Raw genomic sequence first — 16,771 nt, 5'->3', positions numbered from 1 at the left:
GCGATCGCGGCCGCCTCAGCGCCCGATCGCGTCCATAATCTCCGACCCGAACGTCGCTGCGCGCACGCCGATCGCGCGCAGCGGATAGAACGGAACGCGCGGCACACTTTCGCGCGCGATGAGCCCGAGATCGACGCGCTCGCCGTGCATCATCCGGCCGATCCGGTCGCCGACATACCCGGACATCGCGACGCCCGCGCCGTTGAAGCCCCCGGCATAAAAGACCCGATCCGACAATCTCCCCGCATGCGGCAGCCCGTCAAAAGTGAGCGCGACCTGCCCCGACCAGCGATAATCGATTGCCACACCGTCGAGATCCGGAAAGATCCCGACCAGCGCCTTCTCGAGCCTGCGATAGGCCGCGGGCGACTCGACCGCTCCGAGGGCACCGCGACCGCCGAACACGATCCGCCCGTCGATCTTGCGAAACCACCGCATCATGCGCCGCGTCTCGGTATAGCTGCGGGAGGCACTCAGGAACTTGGCGGAAGCAGCCTCCGACAACGGCGCGGTGGCGACCATCGCGCTGCGGAACGGCACGAGGCTCCGCGCGAGGGTCGCACCCGCGGGGGTCAGCCAGGAATAGGCATTCGTCGCGAGAAGGACGCGGTCGGCAACGATCTCTCCGCCCGGATGGCGAAGCCTGACGCGGCCCGCCTCCTCGATCAGTTCGGTGATGGGCGTGCCCGCATGCAGCGCGATCCCCTTCCGCCGGGCCCCTCGCCAGAGCCCCGCGAGATAGGCGAGCGGCCGGATCGTTCCACCCTCCTCCTGCAGCAGCCCGCCGACGAAGCCCGGAGATCCGGTCTCACCCTCGACCTCCGCCGCATCGAGAAGGCGGGCCGGTGCCGTGCCGAACGTGTCGGCCTGCCAGCGGGATTGCGCGCGAAGATGGTCGAAGGCAGCCTGCGAATGCGCGCATTTCAGCTGACCGTTCGCAGTGAAATCCGCGTCTTCGATCCCGAGCCGACCGAGCGTCTCGATCAGATGGTCGACGCTTTCATGGGCGATGTCATGCATCCGCCGCGACATGTCGATCCCGTGAAGCCGCGCCAGATCGTCGAAACCGCGCCGGAACTTGGCCGAAACGACACCGCCGTTCCGGCCGCTGCCACCCGTTCCGACCCACCCCGCCTCGGCGAGAACGACGTCCTCGCCGGCTTCGGCCAGTGCGAGCGCGGCGTGAAGCCCCGCATATCCGCCCCCGACGATCGCGACGTCGCACCGGCAATCACCCTTGAGCGGTACCGCCTCCACCTCCGGCACCTGATCGCGCCAGAGCGACGCCGGAAGAGGCGGAAGCCGCATCATGCCCCTTCGAAAACCGCATCCGCGAGCGCCGCGAGCGAGGGAACCCTCAGATCGGGCTCGGTGAAGGTCTTGGGGTCGGGCGTCCCGCCGTAGCCCGGCTGGTCGTGCCGACGCTCGATCCAGCAGGTCGCATAGCCCTGCTCCCGCGCGACGCCGATATCGTGATGCTGGCTCTGTGCCACATGGAGGATCTCGTGCTTGGCATAGCCCAGCGCCGACTGACGCCCGAGATTGTAGGCAAAGAACCGGGGATCGGGCTTGGCGCAGCCGGTATCGTCGAACGTCACCGCATCATGGAACGGCCGGCCGAGCGTATGGTGATGCCCGCTGAACGCGGTCCGGTCTCCGTTCGTCATGGCGACGAGGCGGAACCGCGTCCGAAGCCGCGCAAGGGCTTCTGCGGAATCCGGAAAGGCCGGCCACTCGAACACGGAAAGCTGGAAATCGCGGGCGGCCTCTTCGGTGTCGGGAAACCCGAGCTTGCCCGCCACGTGACGATAGACACCCAGGAAGGAACTGCTCATCCGACCGTAATTGAGATCCCGCGCCTCGAGATACGGTGCGAAGATCTGATCGTCGGTCAGTTCCGCTGCGCGCGCGCCGCCGATCCGCCGGAAGGCCTCCAGAAGGCCCCTCTCGAAATCGATGCAGGTCCCGACGACGTCGAAGGTCAGAAGCTTGAAGCGAGAGAAATCCATGAGGTCTCCTGTGGCTGCCCGTGCATGGGGCGAATTGCGTCCTCCGCCGAGACTGCGCATGCAACCTGCGATCGGCAATTGCCCGAATTGTGGGGCCATGTATAATCTCAGGTAATGGTTGGGCTTCGCAGAAAATTGCCATCGGCGGGCGCGCTCTTCGTTTTCGAGGCGGCGGCGCGGCACGAGAACTTCACCCGCGCGGCCGAAGAACTGAACGTAACCCAACCGGCCGTCAGCCGCACGCTTGCCTCTCTCGAAGGTTTCCTCGGCACGAACCTCTTCCTGCGCAAACGGCCCGGTGCCATGCTCAGCGAAGACGGAAAGATCCTTCGCGCGGCCGTAAGCGACGCATTTTCAGGGATCGAGAACGCCCTTCGCCGCATTGAAGAGCGAAAGACCGGAAAGGTCACGATCACGCTTTCGGTCTCGACCGCATTCACGACGCATTGGCTCATGCCGCGGATCTCGCGTTTCCACGCGGCATTTCCACAGATCGATCTGCGCTTCCAGCTCATCGCCGGACCACTGTCCGGGCCGATCGACGACGTGGACCTTGCCATGCGATTCGTCGATCCCGGCAGCAGTCGCGGCAGGTTCGTCATGCACGAGGCTTATGTCCCCCTCTGCGCGCCCGACTACTTCGAGCGTTCGCTGCCGCGCGGCCCCACCCTCATCCGGCTTGAGAACATGGCCGCTGCGGACCTTCAGAAACTTCTCGCGGCAGAGCATCGCGACTTCGACGAGGACCTCGCCTTCTCGGATTATTCCGTGGTCGTGCAGGCGGCGCTGGTCGGCCAGGGGATCGCGTCCGGCTGGCTCAACGTCGCGGCATACTGGCTCGCCGAAGGGCGCCTCGTCCCCGCGACGGGGACGCTCGTCCGTCCCGGTCGCGACTGCCGCTTGCTGACGGGGCGCACCGGCGCGCCAGACTGGGCGGTCGATTCCGTCGCCCGGTGGATCGCCGACGAGATCGCAGGCGACATCCGGGCCGCGGCAACACTGTATCCGGATCTCGGGCTCGAACGGGTGCTGAACGATGGGGGATCCGCGTGAAGGTCAGCCCGGCGATCTATGATGCGTTCCAGACCGTGATGCGGACCGGCACGATGTCGGGTGCCGCCGCGATCCTCGGACGCAGCCAGCCCGCCGTCAGCCGGATGATCGACAAGCTCGAGGACAGCCAGGGCGTCAAACTCTTCGAGCGGCGCAAGGGCAAGGTCGTGCCGACCCATGCCGCCCATCTCCTCCTCGACGAGGTCGAGCGCCTCTTCGTCTCGCTGGGCTCGCTCGAGGATTTCGGCAGGCGCATGCAGCTGGGGCAGGATTCGGGCGTGGGCGTCGCCGCGCTTCCGGCGCTCGGGCTCGATTTCATGCCGCGCGCCATCGCGAGGTTCAGGCGCAACCGGCCCCACGCGCGCGTCCTGCTCAACGTCCGCATGTCCGTGAGCGTCGAGAAATGGGTGGCGACGCAGCAGGTGGATTTCGGCCTGGCCGAGACTCCCTTTCGGCTGACCGGCTTCGAGACGAAGATCTTCGCCGATGCGGATTACGTCGTGGCCATACCCGACGATCATCGGCTGAGCGACGTCTCTGAGGTGCACCCCACCCATCTCGTGGGCGAGGAATTCATCGGCTGGACGCATTTCGTCTCGGCCCGCCCGATCTTCGACGACATCATGCAGGGCGCGGGCATCGTTCCCCAGCAGCTCGTCGAAAGCACCATGTCGGCCTCGATCTGCAGCCTCGTGCGAGAACACCAGGGGCTGGCCGTCGTGGACCCGTTCACCGCATGGGCCCAGCGCGGATCGGGTCTGACCTTTCGCCCCTTCCGGCCACGCATTCCCTGCCGCTTCGCGCTCCTGCAACCCGAGATGCGCGCGCTGAGTGCTTTGGCGCAGGAACTCATCGGAGAGATCGAGACCCTACGTGACGAGGCGCTCGGCGACCTTTTCAGGTGATATGCGCCGGACGCATACTGAAAGGCGCATTTTGCATTTTGCTTCCGTTCGACGCTCACGTGTAGTGGCCGGAATGGAACCCCAGTCAAGCGCCAGAACATTCCGAGCGAGCTACGACGTCACAGTGATCGGCGGCGGCGCGAACGGGACCGCGGCCCTGCGCGAGATCGCCGGAGCAGGTTACAGCGCGCTTCTGGTGGAGGCCCGCGATCTGGGATCGGGGGCCAGCGGGCGGTCCTCGCGGATGCTTCATTGCGGTCTGCGTTACTTCGAGACGCCGCATCCCGTCGCGGACGCCCTGCGCCACCCCCGCCGCTTCGGTCGCGCCTTCGCCATGGCCCGCGACGCGATGGAGGCCCGTGCGGAACTCGCCGGGGATCCCGGCGTCGCGACCCGGCCGATCGAGCTCGCCTTCCCGATCTGGCGCGACGGCCCCTTTCCCAGGTGGCAGATCGATATAGGCCTGCGCCTTCTCGGCCTTTCCTGCCGCAAGGGCCCACCTTTGGAGCGCCGGATGATGAACGGGGCCGAGGCGGCACAGCATCCGATCGGGCGGCATCTCCGGGATCGCGACAGCCTCACGGGCATGGCAACCTTCCGTGAATACCTCTTCGAAGCGCCGGAGCGGATCTGCATCGACAACGCCCTCGCGGCCGAACGCCATGGGGCCGAGATCGTCGTCGGCACCCGCGCCGAGCTGCTCGACAGGGCAACCGACGGGCTTTGGCGCGTCGCGCTTCACGGGCCCTCCGGACGGCACGAAATCCGTTCGCGTGTCGTTCTCGACATGGCGGGAAGCTGGGCCGACGACATCGGTACGTCCGGTCCGCCGCTCGTCCGGGGCACGAAGGGGGCGCATGTCATCATTCGCCTGCCGGAGGGGTTCGCCGATCGGGGAATCGCCACGCTGAACCGTCTGGGACGCCCCTTCTACGGTCTGCCGCTCGGGCACGACCGCTTCTATTTCGGACCGACGGAAACACCTTACGAAGGCGATGCCCGCGATGTCCGCGTCGATCGGGACGATGTCGATTTCCTGATTGGCGAGGCCAACAGGATCCTGCCCGGACTGAAGCTCTCTCAGCGCGACGTCGAGCAGGTCTGGGCAGGCGTCCGCCCGCTGACCCACGATCCCGCGCAGCCCATGGGCGCGCGCGACCGCAAGGTCCACGATCTTGCCGATCGCGGCTTTGCCAATGTCCTTGCACTGACCGGCGGGCCGATCATGACCCATCGCAGCGCCGGCAGGCTTCTCCTCAATGCGGTCCGGGCGCGGATCGCTGCGCCGGATGGCGCAAGCAGGGACGCGCGGCCCGCCGCCTCTCACGGGGCCGCCAGGCATGAGCATGCCTTCGACCTCCACGGCATTCTCGTCGCGCGCGAGGGGGCGTCCTGGCGCGGCATGGTCACACCCGCCGAGGCGCGCGAGGCCGCTTTGCGTGTCGCGCCGTCCTTAGGCTGGGACGAAGACAGGATTCACCTGCAGGTCGAGACCTTTCTCGCGGCGCAGGAGCACCAGTTCCGCGTGGCCGACGCCACGCGGCAAGAAGCCGGAACAACCCGGCAGACAACAAGACCGACACAACAAGGAGACATCCATGACATCCCTGAAAACATTGGCCGGTAGTATCGCACTCGCCCTGATCGGAAGCGGCACCGCGATGGCGCAGGACGCGGTTCAGAACGACAGCTTCGAGGCCGTGCTCGACCGCGGCGTGCTGCGCGTGGGCGTTCAGGGCGCGTTCCGCCCATGGGCGTTCCGCGCGCCCGACGGATCGCTTCAGGGAATCGAGGTCGACCTCGCGCAGAGCGTCGCCGACCGGATGGGTGTCGAGCTCGAACCCGTGGTGATCACCTCGTCCAACAGGATGGAGTTCCTGCGCCAGGGCCGGATCGACCTGCTGATCGGCGGCATGTCGGACCGCCCGGACCGCCGCGAGGTCGTCGGCATCATCGAGCCCGCCTACTGGACATCTGGACCGACCCTGATGGCACGTGAAGGCGTCATCTCCTCGTGGGAGGACATCGAGGGCAAGCCCGTCTGCGGCAAGCAGGGCGTCTTTTACAACCGCATCGCGGAGGAGGAGTTCGGCGCGAACGTCGTGGCCTTCGGCGGCAACACCGAGGGCAAGGAGGCCCTTCGTGCCGGACGTTGCGTGGCGTGGGTCTACGACGACACGTCCATCGCGGCCGACATCGCGTCGGGCGACTGGGAGGGGTTCGAGATGCCCGTCGACACCGTCTTCTCGAACCCGTGGGGCGTGGCCGTCCCGCTCGAGGAAGTCGACGGAATCTGGGGCGCGTTCATGACGGGAATGGCCTACAAGTGGCATGCCGACGGCACGCTGATCGAGCTCGAGGAGAAATGGGGCGTGAAGGCTTCGCCCTGGATCGCCGAGATGCACGAGAGCCTCGAATACGACGATTCGTATCTCTCGAACTGATCGCCCGTCGCGACGCGGCCCGTGCGCCCGGCGCGCGTGCCGCGTCCCCATTCCTGAGAGAGGATCGTGTCTACCGTGCTTGACCTCATCGCGCCGTTCTTCGAACGGCTCTACGAGACGACCGGCCTGAACTTCTCGCCGTTCTACGACCAATACGACTGGAACCGTTTCGTCGAGGGCATGTGGATCTCGCTGAAATTGATCGCCTGCATCATCGCGGTTTCGCTGGTGATCGGCGTGCTCGGGGCCGCGGCGCAATCCTCGAAGAACCGTCCGCTGCGCTGGCTCGTCGCGATCTACATCGAGAGCTTCCGCAACACGCCTCCGATCGTGCAACTGCTGTTCTTCTACTTCGCTCTCGGCGCGATCACGCCGCAGGTGGACATGGGCGGCTGGTACGAGCCGGTCATCGGCTCCTTCGGGTGGTCCGTCATCGCCCTCGGGATCTTCGGCGGCAGCTACAACGTCGAAATTTTTCGTTCGGGCATCGAGGCCGTTCCCGAGACGACGGTCGAGGCGGCGGAATCCCTCGGGTTCTCGGGGCTCAAGACATTCATCTATGTCACGCTGCCGCTGGCTTTCCGCATCTGCCTGCCCGCGCTTACCAACAACATCATCAGCCTCGCCAAGACCTCGTCGCTGGCCTACGTGATCGCCGTTCCCGAGATCACCTACACCCTGAACGGCATCTGGTCGGACAACGTGAACGTGCCGGAAATGATGATCCTCCTCTTTCTCTATTATATCGTGCTGGTCGCGATCATCGCGCGCGCCATGGCGATGCTCGAGCGTCGCCTGGCCCTGCCGGGATACGGCCAATGAACCGGCTCGGCCCCATCGCGGCCATCGTGCCCCCCGCCCTTCTCTGGTCGGCCCCGGCAATCGCACAGCAAACCGGCGAATTGCGCGAAAGCGCCTTCGCGACCCTCGTCATATGGATGCCGTTCATCTTCGAGGGCTTCGTGCTGAACCTGCTGATGAGCGTGCTCGCCATGGCGCTCGCCACGATCACGGGCGTCATCCTGGGCTTCATGCAGATCAGCCCCAGCGCGATCTTGCGCGTACCGGCCCGGCTCGTCACGCATCTCTTCCGCAACTCACCGTGGATCGTGATCCTCTTCGCGATCATGTTCCTCGTCCCGTTCCAGGTCACGCTGCCGGGCGGCGACACGGTGCTTGTTCCGGCCTGGATCAAGGCGACGATCGGCTTCGCGCTGCCCGTCATGGCGAACATCTCCGAGATCCTGCGGGGCGCGGTCATGTCGATCCCGTCGGGCCAGTGGGAAAGCGCCGAGAGCCTGGCCTTCACCCGCGGACAGACCCTGCGCCACATCATTTTGCCGCAGTGCATCCGACGGATGCTGCCGCCTTGGATGAACTGGTACGCACTTCTCACGCTGATGACGCCGATCGCCGCCGTTCTGGGCGTGAACGAGGCGCTCGGGAACACGCAGGCGGCGATGGAGGCCGCGGGCGCGCGGCCGGAATTCCTGGTGCCGTTCTACCTGTTCCTGATGGGGATCTTCTTCGCCTTCATCTACCCGATCTCGATCTTCACGCGCCGGCTCGAACGCCGTTTCGCCGCGGTCACCTGAAAGGAGGGACTGCCATGACTGACACTACCGCACCCCGCGCGGAAGAACCGATCATCGCGATCCGCGACGTCCACAAGTCCTTCGGCGCGGTGGAGGTGCTCAAGGGCATCGACATCGAGGTCATGAAGGGCGAGGTGATCTGCATCATCGGCCCGTCCGGATCGGGGAAATCCACCCTCATCCGCACGATCAACGGCCTGACCCCCGTCACCTCCGGTTCGGTGCGCGTCGAGGGTCTCGAAGTACACGACAAGACGCTCGACAAGCTCGCATTGCGCCGGAAGGTCGGGATCGTCTTCCAGCAATACAACCTCTTCCCGCATCGCACGGTCCTGCAGAACGTGATGATGGCCCCGGTCCTCGTCCTCAAGGAGAACCGCAAGGAGGTCGAGGAGCGCGCCCGCGCCCTGCTGCAGAAGGTGCAGCTCGAGGGCAAGGAGGATAACTACCCCGCAGAACTCTCGGGCGGCCAGCAGCAGCGCGTCGCCATCGCCCGCAGCCTCTGCATGCGCCCCGACATCATGCTCTTCGACGAGGTGACCGCGGCGCTCGATCCGGAGACGGTGAAGGAAGTGCTCGTCACGATCCGCCAGCTCGCCGCCGAGGGCATGACCTGCGTCCTCGTCACCCACGAGATGGGTTTCGCGCGCGAGATTTCGGATCGCGTCTACTTCACGGATGCCGGCCGCATCGTCGAGAGCGGCCCGCCCGCAAACCTCTTCGGCGATCCGCAGGATCCGCGCACGCGCTCGTTCCTGTCCAAGGTCCTCTGACCCGACCCTCCAGGCCCTTTCCAGAAACATCCGAACCGGGTGAGACCCACCCGACGGGAGACCCAGAATGCCGCAAGATCAGGCAACCGTCACCAAGGATCCGCTGCTCCAGCCGCTGACGATCAAGGGGCTGACGCTGAGGAACCGCATCATCAGCACGGCCCATGCCTGCGGGCTGGAAAAGGACGGCTTTCCCCAAGAGGCCTACCAGGCCTACCACGTCGAGAAGGCCCGTGGCGGGATCGGCCTGTCGATGTTCGGCGGCTCGTCGAATGTCGACATCGACAGCCCCAACATCTTCCGTCAGCTCGATGTCGGCACGGACGAGATCATTCCACATTTCCGCCGCTTCGCCGACCGCATGCATGCCGAGGGGGCGGCGCTCATGTGCCAGATCACGCATCTGGGCCGCCGCGGCGATCCCTATGCGCAGGACTGGCTGCCGCCGATCGGGCCCTCGCCCATCCGCGAGACGCTTCATCGCGGCATCCCGCGCGAAATGGACGAACACGACATCGCCCGCGTCGTCCGTGCCTACGGGCAGGCCGCGCGACGCTGCGAGGAAGGCGGCCTCGACGGAATCGAGACGCTGGCCGCGGGACATCTGATCGGACAGTTCCTCTCGCCCAAGACCAACAAGAGAACCGACCGCTTCGGCGGGTCGCTCGAGAACCGGATCCGGTTCGCGCTCATGGTCCACGAGGAGATCCGCCGCAACGTGAGCGACGGGTTCGTGGTCGGCATGCGCTATGTCATCGACGAGGGCGTCGACGGAGAGCTCAGCGCAGAGGAGTGCGTGGCCGCCGCGCAGATCCTCGAACGCGAAGGGTCCGTCGACTTCTTCAACGCGCTCTTCGGTTCGATGGACACGTCGCGGTCGCTTTCCGAAGAGGTCTTTCCGGGGATGGATACCCCCTCCGCGCCCTGGGTCGGCGCGGTCGGCCGGTTCAAGCGGCAGGTCGGGCTGCCGGTCTTCCATGCCGCACGGCTATCGGATCTGGCATCGGCACGCTTCGCCGTGGCCGAAGGGCATGTCGACCTTGCAGGCCTCACCCGCCCGCAGATCGCCGACCCGCACATGGTGGCCAAGCTCATGCGCGGCGAACCCGAGCGCGTGCGCCCCTGCGTCGGGGCCGGTCATTGCCAGGGCCCGAACCGTCCGAAATGCCTGCACAATGCGGCGACGGGGCGCGAGACGACGATCGGTCACGATATCGCCAAGGCCCCGGAACGGCGTAAGGCCGTCGTCGTGGGTGCCGGACCCGCGGGGCTCGAGGCGGCCCGCATCCTCGGATTGCGCGGTCACGAGGTGCGGATCTTCGACGCCGCCGCGCGCCCCGGCGGGCAGGTCATCCTCGCGGCGAACGACTGGCGACGCGACCTCATCGCCATCGTCGACTGGCGGATAGCCGAACTCCGGGCGCTCGGCATCGAGGTCGAGTGCAACCGCTTCGTCGAGCCGTCCGACATCCGCGAGATGGACCCCGATCTGGCCCTGCTCGCCACGGGAGGGCTGCCGCAGACGGAATTCGGACCTGGCGACGATCTGGTGCTCAGCGCCTGGGACATCGTCGGCCGCCAGGTTCCGCCGGCCGCCGAGATCCTCGTCTGGGACAATACGGGCCGACACCCCGCCCTGCTCGCGGCGCATATGGCGAAATCCGAAGGTGCCGAGGTGCAGCTTGCCACGATCGACACGAATATCGGGCAGGATCTCGTCTATCCGGAAACGTTCCGCTGGCAGAAGGAATTCGCGAAACTGGGTCTGAAGCCCGACGGCAACCTGCGTCTGACCGCTGTGCGCAGGGAGGGAAACCGCCTCGAGGCGACGCTCGTCAACGAACTCACCCACGGGGTGGAGCGGCGACTGGTCGATCAGGTCGTGGTCGAGATGGGCACGGTCCCGATGGACGATCTCTTCGCCGATCTGCGGGAAGAGGCGTCCAACGACGGCGTGACGGACATCCATGCATTGCGCGACGGCCTTCGCCAGCCCACCCGCGGCCCGGGTTACGAGCTGCACCGCATCGGCGACGCACAGTCCTCCCGCAACATCCATGCGGCGATCTACGATGCGGTGAGGCTCTGCCGCACGGCCTGATTCCCGCTTGCGGTCGGGCGGGTTCGCAAGCCCGCCCGCCGGCGGAACTCTCTGCCTTCCCGATTCCGATCGCATGTCGACCCATACGACCAGCGTGTCGCGTCTGACGACATGTGCCCGCGCGGAAACCGGACTCACTGAAAATGGCTGATGGATACAAAGCGGCACGTGTCACGAACCGAACCCGGTCCGAACGTCCGTGAGGGACCTCGACCGAGTGGTGCTGCCGGAGAGATTTGAACTCTCGACCTCTCCCTTACCAAGGGAGTGCTCTACCCCTGAGCTACGGCAGCGGCTCGATCGTGGCGGGTCAATAGACGCGAAGATGGACCGGCGCAAGAGGTCGGGCAGGCTTTTTGCCGATGCGTCGTGCGATCTGGACCGGAGCGCGCACGTCGGGTAGAGATCGGGACATGGGCAAGGCATCCGGAACGACTCCCCCACCCTCTCCCGCGAAGAGCCGCGACGACCGCTTGAAGGCCGCGCTCAAGGCCAATATGGCAAAGCGCAAGGCCCAGGCCCGCGCACGCGGCGCGGGCAAGGACGACACATCCAAGCGGTAGGACGGTAAGATGGATTCCATTCTGGTCGAAGGCGGCCATGAGCTCGCCGGAGAGATTCCCATCGCGGGGGCCAAGAACGCCTGCCTCACGCTGATGCCCGCGACGCTGCTGAGCGACGGCCCCCTGACGCTCACCAATGCGCCGCGGCTGTCGGACATCCAGACGATGACGCAACTCCTGCAATCGCTCGGAACCGAGGTGACGCAGATGCAGGGCGGGCAGGTCCTGTCGCTGTCCTCGCATGCTCTGACGGGAACGCGCGCGGATTACGACATCGTGCGCAAGATGCGCGCCTCGATTCTCGTTCTGGGCCCCCTCCTCGCGCGCGAGGGGCGCGCCGAGGTGTCGCTTCCGGGCGGATGCGCGATCGGTGCGCGCCCCGTGGACCTGCATCTGAGCGCGCTCGAAAAGCTCGGCGCCGAGCTCGACCTGCGCGACGGCTATGTCCACGCGACGGCCCCCTCGGGCGGGCTCAGGGGCGGCATCGTGGACTTTCCGTTGGTCTCGGTCGGCGCGACCGAGAACGTGCTGATGGCCGCCACGCTGGCACGCGGCACGACCGAGATCCGCAACGCCGCGCGCGAGCCCGAGATCGTCGATCTCGCCGAATGCCTGCGCGCCATGGGCGCACGGATCGAGGGCGAAGGCACATCGACGATCACGGTCGAGGGAGTTGAGGCGCTCTCTCCCGCGACGCATCGTGTCGTGTCCGATCGGATCGAGCTCGGGACCTACATGCTCGCCCCCGCGATCTGCGGCGGCTGGGTGGAATGCATCGGCGGTCGGATGGATCTGGTCGCGGCCTTCTGCGAAAAGCTCGACGCCGCCGGGATCACGATCGAGGAGACGGCCCGCGGCCTCAAGGTCTCGCGCCACAATGGCCGCGTGCGGGCCGTCGACGTCGCGACCGAGCCCTTCCCGGGCTTTCCGACCGATCTGCAGGCACAGATGATGGCGCTTCTGTGCACCGCCGACGGCGTTTCGCGGCTCGAGGAGAACATCTTCGAGAACCGCTTCATGCATGCGCCCGAACTGATGCGGATGGGCGCGCGGATCGACGTGCAGGGGGGCCATGCGACCGTGACGGGCGTCGAACGGCTCAAGGGCGCACCGGTCATGGCGACCGATCTGCGCGCCTCCGTGTCGCTGATCCTCGCGGGCCTCGCGGCCGAGGGCGAGACGATCGTCAACCGCGTCTACCACCTCGATCGCGGCTACGAACGGGTCGAGGAGAAGCTCGGGGCGGTGGGGGCGCGGGTCTCCCGCGTGGCCGGCCGATGACCGAGGACGCACGGTTCGAGGATGCGGGCCCCGCGCCGCTCCGGCTCAGGGCCATGGATGCAGAGGATCTGCAGGTGATCTCGTCGCTGGTGCAGGATGCAGTCTTTCCGGCGACCGAGATGACCTGGCAGCGATCGCAACGGCGCTTCGCCTTTCTTCTCAACCGCTTCCGCTGGGAGGATGCGGCGATCGGCCGGGCCGAGCGTGTGCAATCCGTCCTCGCCGTCGAGGACGTGCTCGCCGTCAAGAGCTACGGGATCGAGCGCGGCGAGAAGGACCTGGTCCTGTCGCTCCTGTCGATCTCGCTCGAGCCCGGAGAGGACGGGACGGGGCGCATCGTGTTCTGGCTGGCGGGCGACGGTGCGATCGCGGTCGATGTCGAAGCGCTTGAGGTCAGCCTGCGCGACGTCACGCGGCCCTACGACGCGCCGTCGGGCAAGGTGCCGCATCACGAGACCTGAGCGCGCCTGACGACCCTCGCGCCATGCGTATTTGAGATAGCAAAGAGGGGCCGGCCCATGCGCGGCCAGTGACCCTGCCGCCAGAAGGGAATGTCCATGCCCGCGAGATTGAATACCGGGGACCCGGATTTCGAGAGCCGCTTCGCAGCGCTTCTTGGCGCGAAGCGCGAGGAGAGCGTCGATGTCGACGACGCGGTCGCCGCGATCATCGCCGATGTGCGCGCCCGCGGCGATGCGGCGCTGATCGAACTGACCGCGCGGTTCGACCGGCTCGACCTCACGCCCGGAACGCTGTTCTTCACCGAGGATGAGATCGACGCGCATGTGGCGCGCGTGCCCGAAGCGGAACGCGCGGCGCTGGAGCTCGCAGCCGGGCGGATCCGGGCCTATCACGAACGGCAGATGCCCGGCGATGCACAATGGGAGGACGACACCGGCGCGACGCTTGGCTGGCGCTGGGGGCCGGTCGATGCGGCCGGGCTCTACGTGCCCGGGGGCCTCGCCTCCTACCCGTCGTCGGTCTTGATGAACGCGATCCCGGCCAAGGTGGCGGGGGTCGAACGGCTGGTCGTCGCGGTGCCGACGCCCGACGGGCGCGTCAATCCGCTCGTCCTTCTCGCGGCGCGTATCGCAGGCGTCGATCAGGTGCTGCGCGTGGGCGGCGCGCAGGCGATCGCGGCCTTTGCCTACGGCACCGAGAGCGTCGCACCCGTCGACAAGATCACCGGCCCGGGCAACGCCTATGTCGCCGCAGCCAAACGGCGGGTCTTCGGCCGGGTCGGCATCGACATGATCGCGGGACCGTCGGAGATTCTGGTGATCGCCGATGCCGACAACGATCCCGACTGGATCGCGCTCGACCTTCTGAGCCAGGCCGAACATGACGAGAGCGCGCAATCGATCCTCGTGACCGACGATGCGAATCTGGCCAATTCTGTGGCCGCGGCCGTCGAGGCGCGGCTCGAAACGCTGGAAAGACGCGACATCGCCGGCGCGAGCTGGCGCGATTTCGGGGCCATCGTCGTTGTCGGCGATCTCGACGAGGCCGCGGCGCTTGCCAATCGAATCGCGGCTGAGCACCTGGAACTCTGCGTCGACGATCCGGAGCCCCTCGCCGCCCGGATCCGCCATGCGGGGGCCATGTTCCTCGGGAAATGGACACCCGAGGCGATCGGCGACTACGTGGGGGGACCGAACCACGTCCTGCCGACCGCGCGCTCGGCGCGGTTCTCGAGCGGATTGTCGGTGCTCGATTTTCTCAAGCGCACGACGATGGCACGGATGACGCCCGCGGCCCTCGGCGCGATCGGCGGCGCGGCCGAGACGCTCGCCCGATCCGAAAGCCTCGAGGCGCATGGGCTGAGCGTCCGTGCGCGGCTCGACCGGCTCAACGAAGGCGGGTGAACGACCCCGGAATTAACGAAATGGGCGCACCCCGAGATAACGTCTTGAAAACCGGCGCGATACGCTTCATCTAGTGGAGCGCCCGAACGGAGGGCGGCAAGACAGGAATGACCATGGCCAAGGAAGAACTGCTCGAATTTCCCGGTGTCGTGAAGGAACTCCTGCCGAATGCGACATTCAGGGTCGAGCTGGAGAACGGCCATGAGATCATCGCGCATACGGCAGGCAAGATGCGCAAGAACCGCATCCGCGTTCTGGCCGGCGACAAGGTACAGGTCGAGATGACCCCGTACGATCTGACCAAGGGACGGATCAACTATCGCTTCAAGTGAGATGCGCCTGATCCTCGGATCCGGCTCGCCCAGGCGGCTCGAGCTTCTCGCCCAGATCGGGTTCGTTCCCGATGAAGTCCGTGTGCCCGACATCGACGAGACGCCGGCCGGGGACGAAACCCCGCGCCCCTACGTCACGCGGATGGCGCGCGAGAAATCCAATGCGATCGAGATCACCGACGGCGAGGTCCTCCTGACGGCGGATACGAGCGTCGCGGCCGGCCGTCGCATCCTCGGCAAACCCGCCGACGAAGCCGAGGCGCGCGAGTTCCTCGGCCTTCTGTCCGGCCGCAGGCATCGCGTCCACTCTTCCATCGCCGTGCGCACGACCGAGCGGACCTGGATCCGCGACGTCGAAAGCCGGGTCCGGATGAAGCGTCTCTCGCGCGAGGAAATCGACGGCTACATCGCGACGGGCGACTGGCGCGGCAAGGCGGGTGGATACGCGATCCAGGGGCCGGCAGCCGCCTTCGTGCCTTGGATCGAGGGGTCGTTCTCGGCCATCATGGGCCTCCCCCTCCACGAGACCGCGCAGCTTCTTCAAGCGGCGGGCCTATCGACGCGGAGCGCGGCATGAAGGGGCGCACCGTCCATCTCGATGCCTTCGGAGAGCGTCTGGCAGCCGCGATGCTGGTCGACGGAAAGCTCGACGACCTGCTGATCGAGGATCCAGGCGGCCGTCCGGTACCTGGCGCGATCTATCGCGCGCAGGTCGATCGGCAGATGAAGGGACAAGGTGGCGTGACGCTGCGGATGCCCGATGGCCGTGCCTATCTGCGGCAGGCGCGAGGCCTTGCGCCCGGCGAGATGATCGTGGTGCAGGTCACGGGCTATGCCGAAGCCGGCAAGGCCGTGCCGGTGACCGCACGTCCGCTCTTCAAGTCGCGCCACGTGATCGTCACGCCCGGCGCGCCCGGTTACAACGTCGCGCGCGGCATCCGCGATGACGATCGTCGCGAGGCGTTGCTCGCCATCGCGCATGACGTGGCCGGCGCACCCGAGGATCTCGGCCTCATCCTGCGCAGCGCCTCCGAACATGCCGATGACGGCGAAATCGCCGAGGACATCGCCGCGACGATGGATCTCGCCAAGCAGGTCGCGGCCGACGAGGGAAGCGAGCCGGAGCTGCTCCTCGACGGGCCGGACCCGCACATGCTCGCCTGGCGCGACTGGCCCACGCCCGACGCGATCTTCTCGGAGCCGGGGAACTTCGCCGATCACGGCATCCACGACCATATCGACGTGCTGGCCTCTTCCCATGCCGAACTCGACGCGCATGGCTGGATGAGCATCGAGCCCACGCGTGCCCTTGTCGCCGTCGACGTCAATACCGGCGGCGACACGTCGCTCGCCGCGGGCCTCAAGACCAACATCGCGGCGGCCCGTGCGCTTCCCGGGCAGCTCAGATGCCGGGGACTCGGCGGGCAGATCACGATCGATTTCGCCCCCTGCCCCAAGAAGGACCGCAAGACGCTGGAGCAGATCCTGCGCGCGGCGTTCCGCGCCGATCCGGTCGATACGGTCCTCGCCGGCTGGACGCCGCTCGGCTGTTTCGAGCTCCAGCGCAAGCGCGACCGCCTTCCCCTGCACGAGCTCACGCGGAGCTTCCCTCCATGACCTGTCCGATCTGCAAGTCCGAGACCGTTCCCGCCTATCGCCCGTTCTGCTCCAGCCGCTGTGCCGATATCGACCTCGGCAAGTGGCTGACCGGCCGCTACGCGGTCCCCGTCGAGGCCGATGACGAATGGTCCGACGACGACCGCAAGCGGGACGAAACCGAACATTGACACCGTCAAGTCGCGCGTCATCCGCACCGGGAAACCCGTTCGTTCCCCACGCTCCGACCGGCC

At 66.8% G+C, this 16,771-nt stretch carries 18 protein-coding genes and 1 tRNA gene; 16 read left to right on the top strand and 3 right to left on the bottom strand.

All coding sequences use genetic code 11. The features are described 5' to 3' along the window. Positions 1-15: 15 nt before the first annotated feature. On the bottom strand, positions 16-1,308 hold the full coding sequence (locus RVY76_RS03420; protein WP_317375859.1) for an FAD-binding oxidoreductase: 1,293 nt from the start codon (positions 1,306-1,308) through the stop codon (positions 16-18). After that, on the bottom strand, positions 1,308-2,009 hold the full coding sequence (locus tag RVY76_RS03415; protein WP_317375858.1) for an HAD-IA family hydrolase: 702 nt from the start codon (positions 2,007-2,009) through the stop codon (positions 1,308-1,310). The genes RVY76_RS03420 and RVY76_RS03415 overlap by 1 nt, the downstream gene beginning before the upstream one ends. A 135-nt stretch (positions 2,010-2,144) precedes the next feature. Here RVY76_RS03415 and RVY76_RS03410 point away from each other — a divergent pair, with 135 nt between their 5' ends. The 8 genes from RVY76_RS03410 (at position 2,145) to RVY76_RS03375 (ending at position 10,880) form a co-directional block, all read left to right on the top strand. Next, positions 2,145-3,062, top strand: coding sequence for a LysR family transcriptional regulator (locus RVY76_RS03410; protein WP_317375857.1), 918 nt, complete (start codon positions 2,145-2,147; stop codon positions 3,060-3,062). Further along, the gene (locus tag RVY76_RS03405) at positions 3,059-3,967 is read left to right on the top strand and encodes a LysR family transcriptional regulator (RefSeq protein ID WP_317375856.1); all 909 of its coding nucleotides are present in this window, start codon (positions 3,059-3,061) and stop codon (positions 3,965-3,967) included. The genes RVY76_RS03410 and RVY76_RS03405 overlap by 4 nt, the downstream gene beginning before the upstream one ends. A gap of 73 nt (positions 3,968-4,040) precedes the next feature. Then, positions 4,041-5,594 carry an FAD-dependent oxidoreductase gene (locus tag RVY76_RS03400; RefSeq protein WP_317375855.1) on the top strand — a complete coding sequence of 518 codons (1,554 nt, stop codon included), beginning with the start codon at positions 4,041-4,043 and terminating at the stop codon, positions 5,592-5,594. Beyond that, on the top strand, positions 5,566-6,411 hold the full coding sequence (locus RVY76_RS03395) for a transporter substrate-binding domain-containing protein (RefSeq protein WP_317375854.1): 846 nt from the start codon (positions 5,566-5,568) through the stop codon (positions 6,409-6,411). Before RVY76_RS03400 ends, RVY76_RS03395 begins: the two co-directional genes overlap by 29 nt. A 75-nt stretch (positions 6,412-6,486) precedes the next feature. Further along, positions 6,487-7,233, top strand: a complete 747-nt coding sequence (locus RVY76_RS03390; RefSeq protein WP_317375853.1) for an amino acid ABC transporter permease — start codon at positions 6,487-6,489, stop codon at positions 7,231-7,233. After that, positions 7,230-8,006, top strand: a complete 777-nt coding sequence (locus tag RVY76_RS03385) for an amino acid ABC transporter permease (RefSeq protein ID WP_317375852.1) — start codon at positions 7,230-7,232, stop codon at positions 8,004-8,006. The genes RVY76_RS03390 and RVY76_RS03385 overlap by 4 nt, the downstream gene beginning before the upstream one ends. Positions 8,007-8,020: 14 nt before the next feature. Continuing rightward, positions 8,021-8,779 carry an amino acid ABC transporter ATP-binding protein gene (locus tag RVY76_RS03380; RefSeq protein WP_317375850.1) on the top strand — a complete coding sequence of 253 codons (759 nt, stop codon included), beginning with the start codon at positions 8,021-8,023 and terminating at the stop codon, positions 8,777-8,779. 67 nt (positions 8,780-8,846) lie between these two features. Further along, positions 8,847-10,880 (top strand): NAD(P)-binding protein, encoded by a 2,034-nt coding sequence (locus RVY76_RS03375; protein ID WP_317375848.1) that lies wholly within the window; start codon positions 8,847-8,849, stop codon positions 10,878-10,880. 218 nt (positions 10,881-11,098) lie between these two features. Here RVY76_RS03375 and RVY76_RS03370 read toward each other — a convergent pair. Then, positions 11,099-11,173: transfer RNA gene (locus RVY76_RS03370), tRNA-Thr, on the bottom strand. Between the two features lie 120 nt (positions 11,174-11,293). Here RVY76_RS03370 and RVY76_RS03365 point away from each other — a divergent pair. The 8 genes from RVY76_RS03365 to RVY76_RS03330 all read left to right on the top strand — a co-directional run bounded on the left by RVY76_RS03365 (position 11,294) and on the right by RVY76_RS03330 (position 16,708). Continuing rightward, entirely contained in the window at positions 11,294-11,443 is a 150-nt protein-coding gene (locus RVY76_RS03365; protein WP_317375846.1) for a hypothetical protein, read from the top strand. Positions 11,444-11,452: 9 nt separating this feature from the next. After that, positions 11,453-12,724 (top strand): UDP-N-acetylglucosamine 1-carboxyvinyltransferase, encoded by a 1,272-nt coding sequence (gene murA / locus RVY76_RS03360; RefSeq protein ID WP_317375844.1) that lies wholly within the window; start codon positions 11,453-11,455, stop codon positions 12,722-12,724. Beyond that, positions 12,721-13,185 carry a DUF2948 family protein gene (locus RVY76_RS03355; RefSeq protein ID WP_317375843.1) on the top strand — a complete coding sequence of 155 codons (465 nt, stop codon included), beginning with the start codon at positions 12,721-12,723 and terminating at the stop codon, positions 13,183-13,185. Before murA ends, RVY76_RS03355 begins: the two co-directional genes overlap by 4 nt. 96 nt (positions 13,186-13,281) lie before the next feature. Then, positions 13,282-14,589 (top strand): histidinol dehydrogenase, encoded by a 1,308-nt coding sequence (gene hisD / locus RVY76_RS03350; RefSeq protein WP_317375841.1) that lies wholly within the window; start codon positions 13,282-13,284, stop codon positions 14,587-14,589. Positions 14,590-14,702: 113 nt separating this feature from the next. Beyond that, on the top strand, positions 14,703-14,921 hold the full coding sequence (infA, locus tag RVY76_RS03345) for a translation initiation factor IF-1 (RefSeq protein ID WP_007205486.1): 219 nt from the start codon (positions 14,703-14,705) through the stop codon (positions 14,919-14,921). A gap of 1 nt (position 14,922) precedes the next feature. After that, the gene (locus tag RVY76_RS03340; RefSeq protein WP_317375831.1) at positions 14,923-15,498 is read left to right on the top strand and encodes a Maf family protein; all 576 of its coding nucleotides are present in this window, start codon (positions 14,923-14,925) and stop codon (positions 15,496-15,498) included. After that, positions 15,495-16,538, top strand: coding sequence for a ribonuclease E/G (locus tag RVY76_RS03335; RefSeq protein ID WP_317375829.1), 1,044 nt, complete (start codon positions 15,495-15,497; stop codon positions 16,536-16,538). The genes RVY76_RS03340 and RVY76_RS03335 overlap by 4 nt, the downstream gene beginning before the upstream one ends. Then, on the top strand, positions 16,535-16,708 hold the full coding sequence (locus RVY76_RS03330; protein ID WP_317375828.1) for a DNA gyrase inhibitor YacG: 174 nt from the start codon (positions 16,535-16,537) through the stop codon (positions 16,706-16,708). The genes RVY76_RS03335 and RVY76_RS03330 overlap by 4 nt, the downstream gene beginning before the upstream one ends. Positions 16,709-16,771: the final 63 nt, after the last annotated feature.

It is taken from the genome of Palleronia sp. LCG004 (assembly GCF_032931615.1).
Lineage (GTDB): Bacteria > Pseudomonadota > Alphaproteobacteria > Rhodobacterales > Rhodobacteraceae > Palleronia.
This window is presented reverse-complemented; position numbering and strand designations above follow the sequence as displayed.

Excerpts from the sequence above, each read along its gene's own strand:
- RVY76_RS03420 (WP_317375859.1), bottom strand. The coding sequence starts at position 1,308 with ATGCGGCTTCCGCCTCTTCCGGCGTCGCTCTGGCGCGATCAGGTGCCG.
- RVY76_RS03415 (WP_317375858.1), bottom strand. The coding sequence starts at position 2,009 with ATGGATTTCTCTCGCTTCAAGCTTCTGACCTTCGACGTCGTCGGGACC.
- RVY76_RS03400 (WP_317375855.1), top strand. The coding sequence starts at position 4,041 with ATGGAACCCCAGTCAAGCGCCAGAACATTCCGAGCGAGCTACGACGTC.
- RVY76_RS03395 (WP_317375854.1), top strand. The coding sequence starts at position 5,566 with ATGACATCCCTGAAAACATTGGCCGGTAGTATCGCACTCGCCCTGATC.
- RVY76_RS03385 (WP_317375852.1), top strand. The coding sequence starts at position 7,230 with ATGAACCGGCTCGGCCCCATCGCGGCCATCGTGCCCCCCGCCCTTCTC.
- RVY76_RS03380 (WP_317375850.1), top strand. The coding sequence starts at position 8,021 with ATGACTGACACTACCGCACCCCGCGCGGAAGAACCGATCATCGCGATC.
- RVY76_RS03375 (WP_317375848.1), top strand. The coding sequence starts at position 8,847 with ATGCCGCAAGATCAGGCAACCGTCACCAAGGATCCGCTGCTCCAGCCG.
- RVY76_RS03365 (WP_317375846.1), top strand. The coding sequence starts at position 11,294 with ATGGGCAAGGCATCCGGAACGACTCCCCCACCCTCTCCCGCGAAGAGC.
- murA (WP_317375844.1), top strand. The coding sequence starts at position 11,453 with ATGGATTCCATTCTGGTCGAAGGCGGCCATGAGCTCGCCGGAGAGATT.
- RVY76_RS03355 (WP_317375843.1), top strand. The coding sequence starts at position 12,721 with ATGACCGAGGACGCACGGTTCGAGGATGCGGGCCCCGCGCCGCTCCGG.
- hisD (WP_317375841.1), top strand. The coding sequence starts at position 13,282 with ATGCCCGCGAGATTGAATACCGGGGACCCGGATTTCGAGAGCCGCTTC.
- infA (WP_007205486.1), top strand. The coding sequence starts at position 14,703 with ATGGCCAAGGAAGAACTGCTCGAATTTCCCGGTGTCGTGAAGGAACTC.
- RVY76_RS03340 (WP_317375831.1), top strand. The coding sequence starts at position 14,923 with ATGCGCCTGATCCTCGGATCCGGCTCGCCCAGGCGGCTCGAGCTTCTC.
- RVY76_RS03335 (WP_317375829.1), top strand. The coding sequence starts at position 15,495 with ATGAAGGGGCGCACCGTCCATCTCGATGCCTTCGGAGAGCGTCTGGCA.
- RVY76_RS03330 (WP_317375828.1), top strand. The coding sequence starts at position 16,535 with ATGACCTGTCCGATCTGCAAGTCCGAGACCGTTCCCGCCTATCGCCCG.